General features: G+C 65.9%; 13 protein-coding genes. 5 read left to right on the top strand and 8 right to left on the bottom strand.

Going from position 1 to position 18,382, the window contains the following annotated elements:
* Positions 1-1,401: an ATP-binding response regulator gene (locus HZ321_RS03780; protein WP_181700362.1), complete on the bottom strand. Its 1,401-nt coding sequence runs from the start codon at positions 1,399-1,401 to the stop codon at positions 1-3.
* Entirely contained in the window at positions 1,398-2,570 is a 1,173-nt protein-coding gene (locus HZ321_RS03775) for an FIST N-terminal domain-containing protein (protein WP_244635552.1), read from the bottom strand. Before HZ321_RS03775 ends, HZ321_RS03780 begins: the two co-directional genes overlap by 4 nt.
* A gap of 223 nt (positions 2,571-2,793) precedes the next feature.
* Between HZ321_RS03775 and HZ321_RS03770 the strand changes: the two genes are divergently transcribed.
* The 4 genes from HZ321_RS03770 (at position 2,794) to HZ321_RS03755 (ending at position 7,236) form a co-directional block, all read left to right on the top strand.
* Positions 2,794-3,459 (top strand): SRPBCC family protein, encoded by a 666-nt coding sequence (locus HZ321_RS03770; protein WP_181700360.1) that lies wholly within the window; start codon positions 2,794-2,796, stop codon positions 3,457-3,459.
* A gap of 89 nt (positions 3,460-3,548) precedes the next feature.
* A complete protein-coding gene (locus HZ321_RS03765) occupies positions 3,549-4,037 on the top strand; it encodes a (2Fe-2S)-binding protein (protein ID WP_181700358.1) in 489 nt (162 codons plus the stop codon).
* Between the two features lie 31 nt (positions 4,038-4,068).
* Positions 4,069-6,420, top strand: a complete 2,352-nt coding sequence (locus tag HZ321_RS03760; RefSeq protein WP_181700356.1) for a xanthine dehydrogenase family protein molybdopterin-binding subunit — start codon at positions 4,069-4,071, stop codon at positions 6,418-6,420.
* Between the two features lie 18 nt (positions 6,421-6,438).
* Positions 6,439-7,236, top strand: a complete 798-nt coding sequence (locus HZ321_RS03755) for an FAD binding domain-containing protein (RefSeq protein WP_181700354.1) — start codon at positions 6,439-6,441, stop codon at positions 7,234-7,236.
* Positions 7,237-7,325: 89 nt separating this feature from the next.
* On the opposite strand, the gene HZ321_RS03750 is transcribed toward HZ321_RS03755, so the two are convergent.
* The 3 genes from HZ321_RS03750 to HZ321_RS03740 all read right to left on the bottom strand — a co-directional run bounded on the left by HZ321_RS03750 (position 7,326) and on the right by HZ321_RS03740 (position 11,770).
* Positions 7,326-9,035 (bottom strand): methyl-accepting chemotaxis protein, encoded by a 1,710-nt coding sequence (locus tag HZ321_RS03750; protein WP_181700352.1) that lies wholly within the window; start codon positions 9,033-9,035, stop codon positions 7,326-7,328.
* Between the two features lie 159 nt (positions 9,036-9,194).
* The gene (locus tag HZ321_RS03745; RefSeq protein WP_181700351.1) at positions 9,195-10,439 is read right to left on the bottom strand and encodes a class I SAM-dependent methyltransferase; all 1,245 of its coding nucleotides are present in this window, start codon (positions 10,437-10,439) and stop codon (positions 9,195-9,197) included.
* 68 nt (positions 10,440-10,507) lie between these two features.
* Positions 10,508-11,770 (bottom strand): DUF4910 domain-containing protein, encoded by a 1,263-nt coding sequence (locus tag HZ321_RS03740; protein ID WP_244635550.1) that lies wholly within the window; start codon positions 11,768-11,770, stop codon positions 10,508-10,510.
* A 335-nt stretch (positions 11,771-12,105) separates the two neighbouring features.
* Here HZ321_RS03740 and HZ321_RS03735 point away from each other — a divergent pair, with 335 nt between their 5' ends.
* Complete coding sequence (locus HZ321_RS03735; RefSeq protein ID WP_181700347.1) at positions 12,106-13,005, top strand: sugar phosphate isomerase/epimerase family protein; 900 nt, start codon at positions 12,106-12,108, stop codon at positions 13,003-13,005.
* A gap of 7 nt (positions 13,006-13,012) precedes the next feature.
* On the opposite strand, the gene HZ321_RS03730 is transcribed toward HZ321_RS03735, so the two are convergent.
* The 3 genes from HZ321_RS03730 to HZ321_RS03720 all read right to left on the bottom strand — a co-directional run bounded on the left by HZ321_RS03730 (position 13,013) and on the right by HZ321_RS03720 (position 18,182).
* Complete coding sequence (locus tag HZ321_RS03730) at positions 13,013-13,771, bottom strand: SDR family NAD(P)-dependent oxidoreductase (RefSeq protein ID WP_181700345.1); 759 nt, start codon at positions 13,769-13,771, stop codon at positions 13,013-13,015.
* Positions 13,772-13,885: 114 nt separating this feature from the next.
* A complete protein-coding gene (locus tag HZ321_RS03725; RefSeq protein ID WP_181700343.1) occupies positions 13,886-14,803 on the bottom strand; it encodes a response regulator transcription factor in 918 nt (305 codons plus the stop codon).
* On the bottom strand, positions 14,793-18,182 hold the full coding sequence (locus HZ321_RS03720; RefSeq protein WP_181700342.1) for a hybrid sensor histidine kinase/response regulator: 3,390 nt from the start codon (positions 18,180-18,182) through the stop codon (positions 14,793-14,795). Before HZ321_RS03720 ends, HZ321_RS03725 begins: the two co-directional genes overlap by 11 nt.
* Between the last annotated feature and the right edge of the window lie 200 nt (positions 18,183-18,382).

Here is an 18,382-nt window from a genome sequence, read left to right as displayed (position 1 = left end):
TCAGCCGAGCAGGTGCGCCATCAGGGCCCGGAGTTCGGCCGGCTTCACCGGCTTCTGCAGGATCTCGCAGCCCATCGTGCGGGACCGCCGGGCTACGTCCTCGCTGGCGTTCGCCGTGACAATGACCGCCGGGATCTGCCGCAGGAAATGTTTGCGGACATGGCTGATCGCGTCGAGGCCGGTTTCTCCGTTGTCCAGGTGGTAGTCGGCCAGGATGAGGTCCGGGACGGGTCCAGTCGGAGCGAAGGAGACCACGTCGCTGAGCGACCGTGCGCTCCAGACGCGGCAACTCCAGCGCGACAGGAGGTGGGCGGTCGCCGCCCGGACGGCCTCGTCGTTCTCCACCACCAGCACCTTGGCGTCGGCAACGCCGAACGTCTTCAGGGCGGCCCGTTCGCGTGCGGCCGGCGTCGGCGTGGTCAGAGGATCGGCGGCGGGAACCGTGACCGAGAAGACCGTTCCTCGCCCTTCGATCGAACGGAACTCCAGCTTGTGCCCCAGCGCCTGCACCATGCGCTTGACGATCGCCAACCCGAGGCCGAGGCCGGCTGATCCGTCGCCGGCGGGCGCCGCGCCGCGATGAAACTCCTCGAAGATAGCCTCGTGCTCGGTCGCGGGAATGCCGATGCCGCTGTCGGCCACGACGATCCGCACGCCGTCGCGCCCGAACCGCCTTGCGCCGACGACAACGCCGCCCTTCGGCGTATAGCGGACCGCGTTCGAGATCAGGTTCTGCAGGATGCGCCGGAGGAGAAGCGGATCGGTCCTGACGAACGCCCGGCTGGGTACCGTCCGGAACGACAGCCCCTTCTGCGCCACGATGGGGGTGAAGTCGGAGGCGAGCCCATCCAGCATCTCGCCAAGGGCGACGGTCTTCAGGTCCGGCTTGGTCACGCCGGCATCGAGCTTGGAGATGTCGAGCAGCGTCTTCAGCAACTCTTCGATCGTTTGCAGCGCCCGATCCACCCGGTCCGACAGCCGGACACCTTCGGCCCCTTCCTGCACCTCCTGCAGGGCGGACACGGTCAGACGGGCAGCATTTAGCGGCTGCAGCAGGTCGTGCCCGGCCGCCGCAAGGAAACGGGTCTTGTAGAGGTTGGCCTGTTCCGCCTCGTCCTTGGCACGCCGGAGCTCTTCGTTGGATTGCTCCAGCCGCCTGAGCACGGCGGTCAGTTCTTCGGTCCGCGACCGCACCTGCAGTTCCAGGTCGATCGCCGTCTGGAACAGCGAATAGGCGTTGCCATGCACGTCGGTTGACCGCTCGACGCGGTCCATCAGCGCAGCGTTGATCTTCTCCAGCCGGCGGATCCGCTCCAGCAGCGCCGCCTCGCGGTCGTCGACTTCGGTGACCGGAACGGTTCTCGGCGGCGGCGCCAGGAGGAAGGGCGCGTCCTCCTTCATCGCGGCGCGCCCCCGCGCCCGATCGCAATCCCGGTAAAGGTCTGGTTGAGATGCATCGTGCGGTACTGCTCGCCGTAGGTGTTGAACCCGTAGACGCGATGCCGCCGGTAGAGTTCCGACACCTTGTGCGTGACCTGCCGGTTCTGGGCGTCGAGCCGGCGCAGCACGCAATCGAAGCCAAGGATCCAGTCGATCCCGCCGAGATCGCGGTCGAGGCGCTCGAAGGTCGACTGGATGCTGTCGACGAGGTCCATTGGCTTGGCGACGGTGAGCACCACGCCGTCGTCGATCGCGCAGAAGAACGACAACGAGCCGTCCGCGTTCGTGCACCGCAGCGACCGGCAGAAATACTCGCCCCCGACCCGCACCACCATCGGGTGCGACGCGAACCCGAACGGCGAAAGACGTGTCGGATCGAGGCCCACCACCGTCGCGTATTCGTAGGCAGCCACTTCCGCGTTCAGCTCGAAGACCGTGCGGTTGGCCGGATCGGAGGCCGTGACCACCAGCTTGCGGTCGGTCGGGGTGAAGTTGTCGGATTTGAAGACCTCGAAAGGGTGGTCCGTGTGGACCAGGATCAGCACCGCCGCGTCCCGATGCAGGCGGCCGTCATGCAGCAGAGAGGTGCCCCGGAAGGCGAGCCCGTCGCCAGCCGATCCGCCCACCAGCGGGATCTCGCCGAGCGCCCAGTCGATCGAGGAGACCACCGCCTCCTCGCGCATGCAGAGTCCGTCGATCAGGCTGAGTGCGAAGGTCTTGCCCGGTTTGGCACCGGGCCGCTTGCGCGCCAGTTCGGCCTTCAGCCGCAGCACCGCCTCCGATCCCCGGTCGACCGAGAGCCGACCGACCTCCGGGATCACCGTGGAAACCACGTCGAAGCCGGTGCGCGGAAAGGCGATCGCCACCAGTCCACCGTCGCTGAAGCCTTCCGAGGAGATCTCGCCGGCCGTCGAGCAGCCGGCGGTCGGCGTACCCGGAAACAGCCTGGCGACTGCCTCGGTCAACTCGTCCGCATCGAAGGAGGCTGTGAAGAACAGGAGAAGAAAGCCGACTTCACTCGGATCGAGGCCATGCCGCAGCATGGCGATCGCCTCCTCGAGGCTCGCTTCGCTGACCGATAGGGCTTTGATCCCGCAGGCGAAATCTTCGCCGGCGCCAGGTGCGGACAAGCGCGCTTCCTCTCCCAACCCAAGTTTTCGTTGGTTTGAATATGGGGCCGGGTCGCGTCCGAGGGCAAGCAATCGGCGTGACCCGCTCCGATTGGTCGCACGGAAGGGCTGCCCAGCCGCGGAGACCGAAAGTACAATACCGCGCTGCGCGCCGCCGACGCTACGTTCGTCGCCCATGAGACACCTGCCTGAACGGGTGCGCAGAGCATGGAGGAGCCCGCCGATGGACATGACAGGCGAATACCGAATTCCGGCGCCTCGCCAGGCCGTTTGGGAGGCTCTGAACGATCCCGATGTCCTCAAGGCGTGCATCCCCGGGTGCGAGACTCTTGAGAAGAACGGCGACGAGATGGCGGCCACCGTCGTGGCCAAGATCGGCCCTGTGAAGGCCAAGTTCGCCGGCAAGGTCCGTCTTGAAAACTTGAACCCGCCGACCAGCTACTCGATTGTCGGTGAGGGCACCGGCGGCGTTGCCGGCTTCGCCAAGGGCGGCGCCGACGTCGCTCTCCTGGATGACGGCGCCGGCACGATCCTGACCTACACCGCCAAGGCGCAGGTCGGCGGCAAGCTGGCCCAGCTCGGCAGCCGGCTGATCGACGGCACCGCCAAGATGATGGCCGACCAGTTCTTCTCCGCCTTCACCGAAAAGGTCGGCGCGGCAGCTGCGGCCGGCGGCGTCGACGCGACGGAGGTCGAGCCCGACGGCGGCCCGACTGTCCTCAAGGAGGACGCGCTCGATCGCGCGGTACACACGGCCGACGCGGTGGAGCGCGAAGTGGAGGCGCGGGTCGAGACCGCGGCGATCAAGTCGGGCCCGTCCGGACCCATGGTCTGGGGTCTCGTGACGCTCGCCGTCCTGATCGTCGTCCTGATCCTGGCGACGCGCTGATACATGGCATGATGGCGGTGGGAGCCAGGGAGGGCCCGGCCGCCGAACACGGAAGATCCACCAACAGGAAGGTCCAAGGGGAGGAGACTATGGCATCCATCTCGATGACGGTGAACGGAAAATCCGTCACCGGTACGGTTGAGGACCGCACGCTTCTCGTGAACTTCATTCGCGAGAACGTCGGTCTCACCGGAACCCACGTCGGCTGCGACACCTCGCAGTGCGGCGCTTGCGTCGTGCACGTCGACGGCATCGCCGTGAAATCGTGCACCATGCTCGCCGTCCAGGCCGACGGCCGCTCGGTGACCACGATCGAAGGCCTCGCCAGCGGCGACCAGCTGCATCCGGTGCAGGCTGCGTTCCGCGAGCACCACGGCCTCCAGTGCGGCTTCTGCACGCCCGGCATGATCATGGCCGCGGTCGACATGATCAACCGTTATGGCGCCAACCTCGACGAGGCGACCATCCGGCACGAGCTGGAAGGCAACATCTGTCGCTGCACCGGCTACCACAACATCGTCAAGGCGATCCAGGCGGCGGCCAACGAGATGGCCGGTCTGACCCAGGCCGCCGAGTAATCATCGAACCACGGGATTCTGGGAGGAAACCATGGGAGTCGAAGGCATTGGTGCGCGCGTCACCCGCAAGGAAGACAAGCGCTTTATCACCGGCAAGGGCCGGTACACCGACGACATCGCGCTGAAGGACATGACCCAGGCGGTCTTCGTCCGCTCGCCGCATGCGCATGCGAAGATCCTGTCGATCGACGTGTCGAAGGCCAAGGCAGCCCCGGGCGTCGTCGACGTCCTCACCGGCGCCGACCTCGCCGGCGACAAGATCGGCGGCCTGATCTGCGGCTGGATGATCCACTCCAAGGACGGCACGCCGATGAAGGCGGGCGCCCATCCGGCGATCGCCTTCGACAAGGTCCGCCACGTGGGCGATCAGGTCGCGGTCGTCATCGCCGAGACCAAGAACCAGGCCCGCGACGCTGCCGAACTGGTTGAGGTGGAGTACGAGGTCCTGCCGGCGATCATCGATCTGGCCGGCGCCACCGCCCCGGGCGCGCCGCAGGTGCACGCCGAGGCCCCGAACAACCTGATCTACGACTGGGAGATCGGCGACAAGGCCGCGACGGACGCAGCCCTCGCCTCGGCCGCCCGGATCGTGACGATGGATATCGTCAACAACCGCCTGTCTCCGAACCCGATGGAGCCCCGCTCCGCGATCGGCTCCTACGACGAGGCGGAAGAGCACTTCACGCTCTACAACACCACCCAGAACCCGCACGTCGCCCGTCTCGTGCTGTCGGCCTTCGTCGGCATCGCCCCGGAGCACAAGCTGCGCGTGGTGGCTCCGGACGTCGGTGGCGGCTTCGGCGCCAAGATCTTCATCTATCCGGAAGAGACCGTCGCGCTCTGGGCGTCCAAGCGTATCGGCGGCCGTCCGGTGAAGTGGACGGCGGACCGTACCGAGGCCTTCCTCACCGACTGCCACGGCCGCGACCACGTCACCCATGCCGAGATGGGATTCGACGCCAACAACAAGATCGTCGGCTTCCGGGTCCATACCATCGCCAACCTCGGCGCCTACATGTCGACCTTCTCGTCGTCGGTGCCGACCTATCTCTACGCCACGCTGCTGTCGGGCCAGTACGACATCCCTGCGATCCACGCGAACGTCGAGGCGGTCTACACCAACACGGTGCCCGTCGACGCCTACCGCGGCGCAGGGCGTCCCGAGGCTACATATCTCCTTGAGCGCATGATGGAGACCGCCGCGCGCGAGCTCGGCGAGGATCCGGTGGAACTGCGGCGCAAGAACTTCATCACGTCCTTCCCGCACCAGACCCCCGTCATCATGTGCTATGACGCGGGCGACTACGAAGCCCACATGTCGAAGGCGCTGGAAGCCTCCGACTACGCCGGCTTTGCCGCCCGCAAGGCGGAGTCCGCGGCTCGCGGCAAGCTGCGCGGCATCGGCCTTTCCTGCTACATCGAGGCCTGCGGCATCGCCCCGTCCCAGGCGGTCGGATCGCTCGGCGCCGGCGTCGGACTGTGGGAATCGGCCGAAGTCCGCGTCAACCCGGTCGGTTCGATCGAGATCCTCACCGGATCGCACAGCCACGGCCAGGGCCACGAGACCACCTTCGCCCAGCTCGTCAACGAGCGGCTCGGTGTCGGCATCAACAACATCCAGATCGTCCACGGCGACACCGACAAGGTGCAGTTCGGCATGGGCACCTACGGCTCCCGCTCGGGCGCCGTCGGCATGTCGGCGATCGTCAAGGCGCTGGACAAGGTCGAGGCCAAGGCCAAGAAGATCGCCGCCCACCTCATGGAGGCCTCCGAAGCCGACATCGTGATCGAGAACGGCGAACTAAAGGTCGCTGGCACCGACAAGAAGCTGCCCTTCTTCCAGGTTGCCCTGGCGGCCTACACCGCCCACAACCTGCCGGCCGGCATGGAGCCGGGCCTGAAGGAAGGCGCCTTCTACGATCCGTCGAACTTCACCTTCCCGTCCGGGACCTATGTCTGTGAGGTCGAGGTCGATCCGGAGACCGGCAAGGTGGAGATCATGCAGTTCGTCGCCGCCGACGACTTCGGCAACATCATCAACCCGATGATCGTCGAAGGTCAGGTCCACGGCGGTCTGGCCCAGGGCATCGGCCAGGCGCTGCTCGAAGGAGTCTCCTACGACACCGAGAGCGGCCAGCTGCTGACCGGCTCCTACATGGACTACACGATGCCGCGCGCCGACGACGTGCCGTCCTTCAACGTCATGCACACCAAGACCGTCTGCCCGGGTAATCCGCTCGGCATGAAGGGCTGCGGCGAAGCCGGCGCGATCGGCTCGCCCCCGGCGGTGATCAACGCGATCACCAACGCCATCGGCGTGCGTGACATTTCCATGCCGGCCACGCCCGCCAAGGTGTGGGCGGCGATCCACGGTAACGCCTGAGAAGAGGAGACGTACCCCATGTACCAGACCACGTACCACCGGCCGTCTTCGCTGTCCGAGGCGACCTCCCTGCTCGCCTCGGCGTCCGAGGCCAAGCTCCTGGCGGGAGGGCAGACGCTCATCCCGACCATGAAGCAGCGTCTCGCGGCGCCCTCCAACCTGATCGACCTCGGCCGTCTCGACGAGCTGAAGGGGATCACGGTTTCGGGCGGCACGGTCACCATCGGCGCGGGCACGACGCACTATGCCGTGTCCACGTCGGCCGACGTGAAGAGCGCGATTCCGGCGCTCGCCAAGCTCGCCTCGGGCATTGGCGATCCGCATGTGCGCTACGCCGGCACGATCGGCGGCTCCGTCGCCAACGACGACCCGGCGGCGGACTATCCCTCCGCCGTCCTCGGCCTCGGCGCGACCGTCGTCACCAACAAGCGCGAGATCGCGGCCGACGACTTCTTCCTCGGCATGTTCACGACGGCCCTGGAAGAGGACGAGATCATCGTCAAGTTCGTCTTCCCGGTGCCCACAAAGGCTGCCTATGCCAAGTTCGCCAACCCGGCGTCCCGCTATGCGATGGCTGGCGTGTTCGTGGCGGTCACGTCCGGCGGCGTCCGCGTGGCGGTGACCGGCGCCGGCTCCAACGGCGTCTTCCGCTGGGCCGATGCCGAGCGCGCGCTGGCGGCCAACTTCTCGGCCTCCGCGCTCGACGGCCTCACCGTCGACAGCAGCGAACTCCTCTCCGACATCCACGGCGACGCGGCCTACCGCGCCAACCTGGTGAAGGTGATGGGCAAGCGCGCAGTTACGGCGGCCGGCTGATCGATCCGGCAAGGCCTGGAGACGAAACGGGCGGAGGTGCGAACCTCCGCCCGTTTTTTTGGTGAGCGATTCGGTGCGTGATCAGGCCGTCACGCGGCCGCGACTTCCTTGAGAAACCGGTCGATCCCCGCACTCAGACGATCCGTCTCCTCAACCACTGCCTTGGATGCAGCCGCAACGTTCGTGGCCGTCGAGATCGTCTCGCTGGCAGCGTTGGAAACAGCGGCGATGTTCTCGTTAACGACCATCGAGCCGTCCGAGGCCCGGGCCGCATTGCGGCTGATCTCACCGGTCGCCGCACCTTGCTCCTCGACGGCGGCAGCCATGGCGATCGTGAAGCGGTTGACCTCCTCCATCCGGGTCGCGATGGCGCCGATAGCGGTCACCGCGTCGTTGGTGGAGGACTGGATCCCGGAAATCTGCCGCCCGATATCCTCGGTCGCCCGCGCGGTCTGTGCCGCCAGCGATTTCACCTCCTGAGCGACCACCGCAAAGCCGCGGCCGGCATCGCCGGCTCGGGCCGCTTCGATCGTCGCGTTGAGCGCCAAGAGGTTTGTCTGCTCTGCAATCGCCTGGATCAGTGTGACGACTTCTCCGATCTTGGCGGCCGCTTCGGCAAGACTGCCGACCCGTCGATTGGCGTCGCCGGTGGCTTCCGTGGTCTCCACCACAACGGTTTTCACGCGCGAGACCTGTGCCGAGATTTCATGGATGGATGACGTCAGTTCCTCAGCGGCGCTGGCGACGGTGCTGACGTTGCCCGCGGCGTCTGCAGAGGCGTTTGCCGCCGACGTCGCTCCGTCGGCAGTCTGCCGTGAAATGTCGTTGAGGCGGCGGGCGCTCGCCATCATCTCGCTCATGGTGGAGGAAACCTTGGCGAGGACCGTTCCCATGTCCTTCTGGAACACGGCGATCGCTCGGTCCGTATCGGACTGGCGCTGCAGCCGGGCTTCGGTCGATGCGCGCTGTTCCGCGCTGAGCCGGTTGCGCTCCAGGCCGGAGTCCCGAAACACCTGTATCGAGCGGGCCATTCCTCCGAATTCGTTGCGAGCGTCGATGAACGGGATCGAAACATCATATTTTTCAGCCGCGAGCTCGTCCATGATACGAGCGAGCGCCGGGATGGCCGCGACGATACGACGGACCATCAACAGAATGGCGGGCGCCAAAAAAGCGAACGCACAGACCACGACGACGATGATATCGCGTAGCAGGCGATCCCCGATTTCAGTGATGCTTTCCTTTGTGACGCCGGTGAAGAGAAGCCCTACGAGCTTGCCGCCCGAAGAGACGATCGGCTGGTAGGCAGTGTAGTAGGGCTGGCCAAGAATGGTCGCTTCGCCGAGAAACCGTTCCCCCCGGCGTACGGCACCGTAGGCGGCGCTGTCCTTGCCGAGCATCGTCCCGATCGCTCGGCTGCCGTCTTCCTTCTTGATGGAAGTACTCAGCCGGACGAAATCGTCGCTGCCTTGATCGTAGCCGAACACAGTCGCGACGCCGCCGTACATGGCGCTGATTTCGTCGACCAACGTGTGCTCTGCGAAGGGCGGCAGTGCCTCGGCGACGATCCGGCTGACTGCACCGTCGCTCGTTGTTTCATACGAGAGGCCGGCAATATCCCGACTTGCCAGTGCGGCAGCGCCGATCACCGACAGCGTCTGCTTCTCTATCGCCTGCTGCGCGACGCTATGCTCCATGGTGTACGACGACACGCCTAGTGGCACGAACATCGCAACACCTACGCCGAAAAGAACCAGCGCGCCGAGCAGGCGCTGAAGAGGGATGTTGTTGAGGTTCATCGCCATGTCTTCACTGTTGGGGTGAGGACAACGTGCAATGGCGATAATTAACATATCAGAAAAAGACGAAAGAAATCGGATAAGTAACATCGCGAGGGGTGGCCCAGTCCGCCTCGCACCGCGGGGCGGAAAGGATCACATTGCGATCGGCTTCAATCGTCAGACCTCGGAGGTTTCCCGGACGATCCGCGGCAGCGGGACCGGCATGATGAACCGCGAGCCGAGCTGGGCGATCGCCGACTGCTGGGCGATGATCTCCCGTCCGAAATTCCATGCCAGCAGCAGCACGAAATCGGGCACGTCGTTCGGCAGGATGTCGACCGGCTGGATCGTCAGCAGAACGCCGGGAAGCAGCTTGCCGACCTTGTGCGGGTTGAGATCCACAACATACTCCAGCGTACCCTTCGGCAGCCGCAGATAGTTGAGCAGCGTCGCACCCTTGGCCGCCGCACCGTAGGCTGCGATCCGCTTGCCTTCCGCCTTCAGCTTCAGGAGAAGCGCTTCCAGGTTGCTCCGGGTCTCTTCCATCCGCTGGCTGAAGCCCCGGTAGAAGTCGACCTTGTCCATGCCGAGCGCGTATTCGTGCGCGAGCAGCGCCTTCAGCCGCTCGCTTTCGCCTTCCTGCTTGGAGACGCGGACCCGGATCGATCCGCCGTGCATCTCGATGCGCAGGGCATCGTTGAGGTGGAGGCCGTTGTGCTTGAACAAGGCCTTCAAGGCGATCAGCGAATGGTAGAAGAGGTGCTCGTGGTAGATCGTGTCGAAGGCGACCTTTTCCACCAGATCGAGGAGATAGGCGACCTCGATCTCGGCAATGCCATCGTCCTTCAGGATGATCCTGAACCCGTCGATGAAATCGTTGATCTGGTCCACGTGCGCGGCGACGTTGTTGGCGATCACCACGTCGGCCAGCTTGCCTTCCGCGGCCAGCTTTTCGGCGACGCGGCGGCTGAAGAAGGTGTTGATGGTGGGAATGCCCGCCGCGTTCGCGGTCTGCGCAGGACCGCTCGCCGGGTCGACGCCGAGCACGGGCACGCCCGCTGCCAGGAAGTTCTTCAGGAGATAGCCGTCGTTGCTCGCCACTTCCACGACGAGGGAGTCCGGCCCGAGGGTCCGTTCCGCCAACAGCGAGTCCACGTGTGCCTTGCTGTGCTCCAGCAGATGCTTCGACACCGAGGAATAGTAGGGGTAGTCGGCGTTGAACAGAACGTCCGGCGGGATGGTTTCCGTGATCTGCATCAGCGCGCAGGACTTGCAGAACGCGACCTCGAGCGGGAACTTCGCCTCCGACGCCGGATCGGTTCCCGGGTTCTTCAGGTCGTTCGCGATCGGCTGCAGACCGAGATCCCAAACGGTTTCGATGTCAGTGGACCCGCAGCAGCGGCATTCGGCGATCCGTGCCATGATACTCCCCTCGGTATTGCCGGCTTTGTAGCTGTACAACCTGAATAAAGCGCAAAGAACACACCCGACTATTGAGACATTTCTCGAATCAGCTGGGTATCCAATAGAAGATCCGCCGCCGCGGCGACGGACTGGAAGGTCAGGCCCGACCTCGCGGCCATGTCCAGCAGCGAATGCCGTCCATCGGCAAGGTTGAGAACCCACAGCAAAGCTTCCTGCGAGGTCGACCGGCCGGCCTGGCCGGAAACCAGTCGATAGAGCCCCCGCCGGCCCAACTGCGGCTCGCCGCGTCCGTCGACCCGCTCGTAGGTGGCGTCGCGGTCGATCACGGCGATGATCTTCTCCAGGATATCGAGCGACCGCTCCAGCGACTCCGGTCTGACCAGCGAGGGGTCGTCCGCGGAGGTGTGATACTCCGGGTAGCGGCCGTTCGGCGTACGCATGAAGCAGCCGACCGGCAGGTCGAACCCGGGCGAGCAGTATTGGCGCTCGTCGTAGCCGACCGGGGCGAACGGCAGCACCGTCAGCGGCTCTCCCTCGTCCGCCAGCACTTGTGCCACGGCCCGGTCCGTCGCCGACGTGCCCTGCCGCGACTGTTTGTAGTGATAGGGCCCCGCGTCGCCGAGGCACGTCAGCACCAGACCCGCCGCGACTTTCCGGGCGGCGTCCTGGTTCCAGGAGAGCCACGTCAGCGCCCCGAGTGTTCCGGGCCCGAACAGGAACCGCACTGCATGTCGGCGCGAAACACCGGCGAGCCGCTTGGCGAGTTCGGTGGCGATCACGATCCCGGACAGGTTGTCGTTGGCGAGCGCCGGATGGCAGCAGTGGATCGAGAGAAGGATCTCCTTGTCTGTCGACCCCGGCAGCAACAGTTCGCCAAGGGTCATGCTGCCGGGTGCCAGCGTGCTGTCGATACGGACGCGATACTGCTCGTCCGTCATGGCCGTCCAGGTCTGATGGCTGAGGCAGAAGCCAAAGGAGTCGGCGAAATAGCCCGTGCGGTAGGGGATCAGCGTCGGCTGGTCCGGCAGCGTGTGCACATGCCGGGCGAGCTCCTCGCGAGACAGCACCGCGTCCACAGGTTTGCTGTAGCCGACGACATGGAGGTTGTTGTCGGCGAAATCCATTACGACCCGCCCGTCGAGGGTCTCGATCGTCGCCGACCGGATGCTCCACTCGTTCGGAACGGTCCAGTCTAGGATCGCCGTGCCGGTCGGCACCTCATGGATGGTCAGGGGTATGCGAGTGCCGATGCGGTGGATCGTCTCCCGCAGGCCTGGGCCGGTGATGCTCCGGCAGATCGGAAACAATTCGCGCAAGAAGTCGTACATTTGAGAAGCATCGCGGGTAAAGATTTGGCTTGATCGGCTATTCATGCACGAAATTTACGAACAGATCGCATACCGATCCAAACTGGAGCGCCGGAGCCGGTCTGGTCCGGAGGTCTGCTTGAGGGTTGCTTGCGCGAAAAAGCAATCCGCGCATGAGAGCGCTTGCCGCCGCGGCAAGACTTCCAGTCTGGAAATAATTTTATGTAATTATTAGCGCTCGGGATGAGGCAAGCGCAAGGATCCTTTCGTCGCCTCCGCCAAGATGGTTAAACAAGGATATGCCGTCGAGCCGCACCGGATACCCCGTCGTGCGCACGGCTGAAGGAGGCGGATCGATGCCGGCCAAGGTGGGATACTCCCTGATCGCGGAGCGGCCCGATTTCGCTGATCTGTCCGGCGCGCTGGATGAAGCGGAGGCGCTGGAGGTGGATAGCGTGGAGTTGCCCGTCTATGCGCTCGATATGGTCGTCGGCGGGCGTATCCGCGACGATCGCGTCGCGGCCTGTGCCGAGCGCCTCGGCGGCCGTCCGTTCGGCTACACGGTTCACGGCGTCCTCGGCATCAACCTGATGTCCGCTCCCGAACGCGTGCCCCTCCACGTCGAGGTGGCGCTCGCCAACATCGAGATCGCCAGGCGCCTGGGCGTGCGCACCTTGGTAATCCACACCGGCCACCTCCGCTCGGCCGAACCTGGCGAGATCGCAAGCGCCTATGCCCGCCAGAAGGAGGCCCTGCGCCGCCTCGGCGATGTCGCCGCCGAGAAGGGCGTGCTGCTTTGCGTGGAGAACGTCTTCTCCTTCTCCGGCGAGCACACCGCCACGCCGGCCCGGCTGGCCGACGAACTCGCCGCGGTCGACCATCCCGCGGTCGTCGCGACCTTCGACGTCAGCCATGGCGCTCTGCAATGCGCGGTGGAGGGGCGCGATTTCTTCGCCGAGGCCCTGCAACTGGCACCGCTCTCCCGCCATGTGCACGTCCATGACAGCTTCGGCCGGCCGGGTGATTTCTGGGTCTATCACCGCAGCGAGGCGCTGGCTTTCGGGGCAGGGGACCTGCACATCCCCGTCGGTTGGGGCAATCTTCCCTGGGACCGGTTGGCAGCCGAAGCCGGCTTCCCTGCCGATGTGGTGCTCAACATCGAACTCGACGCGCCCTACTGGGCCGAGATCGGCGCCACGGTGGCCGCCACGCGGCGGCTCGCCGCGCTCGTCGACGCGGCCGGAACGCGCTCGTGAACCCTGCTCAGACGTGTTGCCCGCCGTTGACGTGGATCTCGGCGCCGGTGACGTAGGACGATGCCGAGGTGCAGAGATAGTAGATCGTGTCGGCCACCTCGTCCGGCTGGCCGAGCCGCCGGAGCGGAATGTCCTTGATCATCTTGTCGGTGCCCGGAGAAAGGATCGCGGTGTCGATCTCGCCGGGCGCGATCGCGTTCACCCGGATCCCGTGCGGCCCGAAGTCCGCGGCCATCTCCCGCGTGAGCGAGGCCAGCGCCGCCTTCGAGGTGGCATAGGCGGTGCCCGCGAACGGGTGCACCCGCATGCCGGCGATCGAGGTGACGTTGACCACCGATCCGCCTCCGCGCTTCAGCTCCGCGAACAGACCGCGCGCCAGCATGATCGGGGCGAAGAAGTTGACCTGAAACACCGTCCGCCACTGGTGCATCGGCGTCAGGATGCTGTCGAGCCGCTGGCCGCTCTCGTCCTTCGGACTGATGCCGGCGTTGTTGACGAGCGCGTCCAGTCGACCGCCATCGACTTCCAGCCGCCCTCGGATCTCGGCCACGGCGTTGCCGAGGTTCTCCGGATCGGAGAGATCCACCTGGATGTGGTCCTCCGGTCCCATTGGCCACGGGCACCGGTCCGAGAAGGGATGGCGCGAGCAGGTGATCACCCGCCAGCCGGCGGCGGAGAAGCGCTTGACGGTGGCATGGCCGATCCCGCGGCTGGCCCCGGTCAGGACGAGGGTTCGGCGGGTCGGCTGGCTCGGCTCGGCTGACATGTCGATTCCCTTCAAGGTCTCGCATCGCGCGGACGGTCTATCTAGCCGGTGTCGCGGCGAACTGGAAACGGGATTCGGCCCGCGCCCATAATGCGACACGGGGCCGGGGCGCGGCTAACGGTCTCCGAGGGCGCGGATCCCCGTAATGGCGGCGGCCGCGCGGTTTTCCACGCCGAGTTTGCTGAAGATCTGCTCCAGGTGCTTGTTCACGGTCCGTGGCGACAGGTTGAGGATCTCCCCGATATCCTTGTTCGCCTTGCCGTGCGTGATCCAGAACAACACCTCGGCCTCCCGGTTGGTGAGCTGGAACCGCTCCTTGAGAAGAAACACCCGGCCGTCCACGTCGTCGCCGGAAAGCCGCAGCAGCAGTTCGCCCCCGCCGATCCGACCGACATAACCAAGGCTCAGCCGCGTTCCATCGGCTGTCACCAGGTCGAAGGAAAGCGTCGCATCCGACCCGGAGGCGATCGCAAGCCACGCGCGGGCGTCCTCCGGCAGCGAGTTGCGGCCGTCCCGTTGGATCAGGATCGGCCCGAGCAGCCGGATCGCCTGAGGCGTGGCCCAGATCACGAAGCCGTCCGGGTCGGTCGCCAGCAAGTGCCGCCCGGTGCTGTCGAGCGCCGCCCTGGCACTTTGCGCCGCCCGCGCGTTGGCAAGATGCACCCGGATGCGGGCCAGCAGCGCATCGATCGCGATCGGCTTGGTGACGTAGTCGACGCCACCTGCTTCCAGCCCCTGTACGATATGCTCCGGTTCCGTGAGCCCCGTCATGAAGATGACCGGCACGTCCGAAGCCGCGCTCGCCTTCAGCCGCCGGCAGGTCTCGAATCCGTCGATCCCGGGCATCATGGCGTCGAGCAGGATGATGTCGGGCGTGATCTGCTCGACGAGTTCCAGCGCCTCCTCGCCCCCGAGCGCGACCAGCACCATCGCCCCGATCGCGTCCAGCGTGTCAGTGAGAAGCCGGAGGGTATCCGGGCTGTCGTCCACCACGAGCACGATATCGCGCTGCTTGCGCGGTTCATGGGCCATCGGCGAAGGCCTCCAGCCGGTCCAGGTATCCCCTGAGGTCGAAGCGGTCGAGGTGGCGGCGCAACGCGCGAACCACCTCCGGATCGGTTTCGCCCTCCAGTTCGGCGAGCTTGGCCTCGATACCCCGCACATAGCCGATCCGGCCGAGACGGATCAGCTCCTGAACGGTTTCGGGGCGCAGGCCGGAGGATACGGCGACTGCCGCTCTGCCGGCGGGATCGCCCCGAGCATCGTCCGCCGCGATCGGCTCCTCTTCCTCCCATTCGATCTTGAGCAGGCTCTGGATCCGGTCGAGCAGCTGCCGCAGGCCGAACGGTTTGGGCAGCGTCGCGTCATGCGCCGCCCCAGACCCGATCGCCGGCAGGCTTTCGCCCACGTTGGCCGACAGCATCACGATCGCCCCGGTATGGCCTTTGTCCCGCAGCGTCTTCGCCAATGCCCAGCCGTTCTCTCCGGGCATCGAGATATCCAGCAGGAAGAGATCCGGACGCGCTGCCTCAACCATCGCCAGGCAAGTCGGTGCGTCCGTCGCCTCCAGAACCACGAATCCGATCGGACCCAGGATGTCCCGCACCAGCATGCGGTGGTTCTCGTCGTCGTCAGCGACCATCACGGTCAGCCGTTCGCCGCGATAGCCGACGATCCGCCGCCGCGACGGCGGGACGGGCTTGGGATCGGCCACCTCCGTCATCATCAGCCGCACCCGGAAGGTGCAGCCCTTGCCGGGCGCGCTCTCCACCTGGATGTCACCGCCCATCAGCTCGACGAGCATCTTGGTGATGGTCAGCCCGAGGCCGAGGCCCGGGGTTGCCAGCGACTGCGCCCTCGTCCCGCGTTCAAACGGCTCGAACACCCGCGAAAGGTCGTCGCCCTCGATGCCCACCCCGGTGTCGCGCACCACGATCAGCGCCGTTTGGCTCCGGTAAGACAGATCGAGCGTCACGCCGCCTTCCCGCGTGAACTTGACGGCGTTGGACAGCAGGTTGATCAGCACCTGCCGCAGCCGCTTCTCGTCGGTCCGCACCACCTCCGGCATGCTGTCCGAGCGATTGTAGGTGAAGCTGAGCCCCTTCTCCTTGGCCTGCATGCCGAACATGTCGACCAGTGGGTCGACGACCTCGGAGATCCGCGTCTCCACACGTTGGATCTGCAGCCGGCCGGCTTCGATCTTGGAGATATCGAGCAGGCCTTCGATCAGGCGCGCCAGGTGCTCCGCGCTGCGGCGGATGATGCTCACCCGCCCACGCCGGTTGCCAAGCACCTCCGGATCGGCCTCCAGCAGCTGCGCGTAGCCGAGCACGGCGTTGAGCGGCGTCCGCAATTCGTGGCTGAGCCCCACGACGTAGCGGCTTTTCGCGAGGTTGGCCGCCTCGGCTACCTCCTTGGCGCGCTGCAGCGCCGCGTCGGTGCGCCGGTGCGCCTCGATTTCCTGCAGAAGCAGGGTGGTCTGGCGCGCCGATTCCTCCTGCGCCACCTGCCGGCTCTGCTGGGCGAGAACGAAGAACCACATCACGATGCCGGCGACGATGAGCAGCACAAAGAACGCGCCCCACAGCGCCCGCTCGATCGTCGCGACCTCGTCGGGACGCCCCTGCGGAACCTGGAACCAGATCAGCATCAGAACGAGGCTGATCACCGCCCCGGAGAGGATCAGCCCGCCCGCATACTGGATCAGCGACGGCGACAGCCGCTCCCCCGCCGGGGCCGGCAGCACGGTCTTCAACCCGGCCATCACCTGCGTCTGCAGCCGGGCGTGCGGCTTGCAGAGGTCGTGGCAACGCGCATCCAGCGAGCAGCACAGCGAGCAGATCGGCCCGGAATAGGCCGGGCAATGCGCCGAATCCTCCGGTTCGAACGCGTTCTCGCAGATCACGCAGCGGATCTCGGGCTTGAGCGCCCACGACCGCCGCGGCTTGCGCGCCAGTGCGAACCGTCCGCCCGTGGCGAACGCGATGGCGGGCGCCGAGACCAGCGACACCCCGAGCGCGACGAACGGCGCCAGGGCCTGGGCCTCCGACCCGAAAGCGCCCGCCAGTGCGAACAATGCTGCACCGATCGCGAGCAGCATCGACCCGACGCCGACCGGATTGACGTCGTAGAGATGCGCCCGCTTGAACTCGATACCCGGCGGCGACAGCCCGAGCGGCTTGTTGATGCCGAGGTCCGCCACCAGAGACCCGAGCCAGGCCACCGCGACGATGGCGAACAGGCCGAGCGTCTGCTCCAGCGCCCGATAGATGCCGAGCTCCATCAGAAGCAGGGCGATCGAGACGTTGAACACCAGCCACACCACCCGGCCGGGATGGCTGTGGGTCAGTCGCGAGAAGAAGTTCGACCACGCGAGCGAACCGGCATAGGCGTTCATCACGTTGATCTTCAGCTGCGAAACGATCACCAGCAGCGCCGTGAGGCCGAGACTGAGCCATTCCACGGAGAACACCGCGTCGAACGCCACCTTGTACATGGCGGCCGGTTCCGCCGCGTGCTCGATGGCGACGCCCGCGTTCACCGCGACGACTGCGAGAAACGATCCGAACAGCAGCTTCGGGATACCGAGCACGATCCAGCCCGGGCCGGCCGCCAGCATGGCGAACAGCCAGCTGCGTCGGTTCGCTTCTGTCCGCTGCGGCAGGAAGCGCAAGATGTCGACCTGCTCCCCGATCTGCGGCAGCAGAGCCAGGATCACCGAGGCGGCCGCGCCGAAGCGCAGCAGATCGAAGCCGGTTCCGTTGCCGCCCACGATGTCCTTGAAGCCCGGAAACTCGGCCCAGGCAGTCAGCGTGGACGGATCCTTGGCGAGGATGAACGGGATCGGCAGGATGTTCAGCACGATCCACAGCGGCTGGGTGCCCAGCTGGAACCGGCTGATCAGCGCGATCCCGTGCGTGACGAGCGGGATCACCGCGACCGAACTGAGAATGTATCCCGCCCACAGCGGCACGCCGAAGCATAGCTCCAGCGCCGTGGCCATGATCGCCGCCTCGATGGCGAACAGGATGAAGGTGAAGGTCGCGTAGATCAGCGACGTCATCGTCGAGCCGATGTAGCCGAAGCCGCCACCGCGCGTGAGCAGGTCGATGTCCACCCCGTGCTTGGCGGCGTAGTGGCCGATCGGCAGGCCGGTCACGAAGATCACGACGCCGACCACGAGGATGGCCGTAACCGCGTTGGTGAAGCCGTAGGAAAGGGTGATGGCCGCCCCGATCGCCTCCAGCGCCAGGAACGAGATGGCGCCGATCGCCGTCTGCGCCACCTGCTGGGTCGTCCAGCGGCGAGCCTTCTTCGCGGTGAAGCGAAGCGCATAGTCCTCCAGGGTCTCGTTGGCGACCCACTGGTTGTACTTGCGCCGAACCGGAATGATTCTCTGGCGTCCCGCCATGACCCCATGCCGTTAGAAGACTGCCCACGCCACGCGGCCACCCATGCAAGATCGGGGGCAGGATGGACACCGCGGGCCAGCGCCGCAACGCGCCATACTGCCGCCTAAGCACAAGGCAGATGCACAAACGCTGTGCATGCGTGGATTTACGTCAATCGACGTATACCCCGTTCCCCATCCCTCCGTCCAAAGTTTCCGGC

Origin of the sequence: Chthonobacter albigriseus, from assembly GCF_013839445.1 — a bacterium.
In the GTDB taxonomy this organism is placed as follows: domain Bacteria; phylum Pseudomonadota; class Alphaproteobacteria; order Rhizobiales; family Pleomorphomonadaceae; genus Chthonobacter; species Chthonobacter albigriseus.
The sequence above is the reverse complement of the archived record's forward strand: the minus strand, read 5'-3'. Positions and strand labels throughout refer to the sequence as shown.

Bases quoted from the DNA above. Each gene is read 5' to 3' on its own strand.
- HZ321_RS03780 (WP_181700362.1), bottom strand. From the start codon at position 1,401: ATGAAGGAGGACGCGCCCTTCCTCCTGGCGCCGCCGCCGAGAACCGTT.
- HZ321_RS03770 (WP_181700360.1), top strand. From the start codon at position 2,794: ATGGACATGACAGGCGAATACCGAATTCCGGCGCCTCGCCAGGCCGTT.
- HZ321_RS03765 (WP_181700358.1), top strand. From the start codon at position 3,549: ATGGCATCCATCTCGATGACGGTGAACGGAAAATCCGTCACCGGTACG.
- HZ321_RS03760 (WP_181700356.1), top strand. From the start codon at position 4,069: ATGGGAGTCGAAGGCATTGGTGCGCGCGTCACCCGCAAGGAAGACAAG.
- HZ321_RS03755 (WP_181700354.1), top strand. From the start codon at position 6,439: ATGTACCAGACCACGTACCACCGGCCGTCTTCGCTGTCCGAGGCGACC.
- HZ321_RS03750 (WP_181700352.1), bottom strand. From the start codon at position 9,035: ATGAACCTCAACAACATCCCTCTTCAGCGCCTGCTCGGCGCGCTGGTT.
- HZ321_RS03745 (WP_181700351.1), bottom strand. From the start codon at position 10,439: ATGGCACGGATCGCCGAATGCCGCTGCTGCGGGTCCACTGACATCGAA.
- HZ321_RS03740 (WP_244635550.1), bottom strand. From the start codon at position 11,770: ATGTACGACTTCTTGCGCGAATTGTTTCCGATCTGCCGGAGCATCACC.
- HZ321_RS03735 (WP_181700347.1), top strand. From the start codon at position 12,106: ATGCCGGCCAAGGTGGGATACTCCCTGATCGCGGAGCGGCCCGATTTC.
- HZ321_RS03730 (WP_181700345.1), bottom strand. From the start codon at position 13,771: ATGTCAGCCGAGCCGAGCCAGCCGACCCGCCGAACCCTCGTCCTGACC.
- HZ321_RS03725 (WP_181700343.1), bottom strand. From the start codon at position 14,803: ATGGCCCATGAACCGCGCAAGCAGCGCGATATCGTGCTCGTGGTGGAC.
- HZ321_RS03720 (WP_181700342.1), bottom strand. From the start codon at position 18,182: ATGGCGGGACGCCAGAGAATCATTCCGGTTCGGCGCAAGTACAACCAG.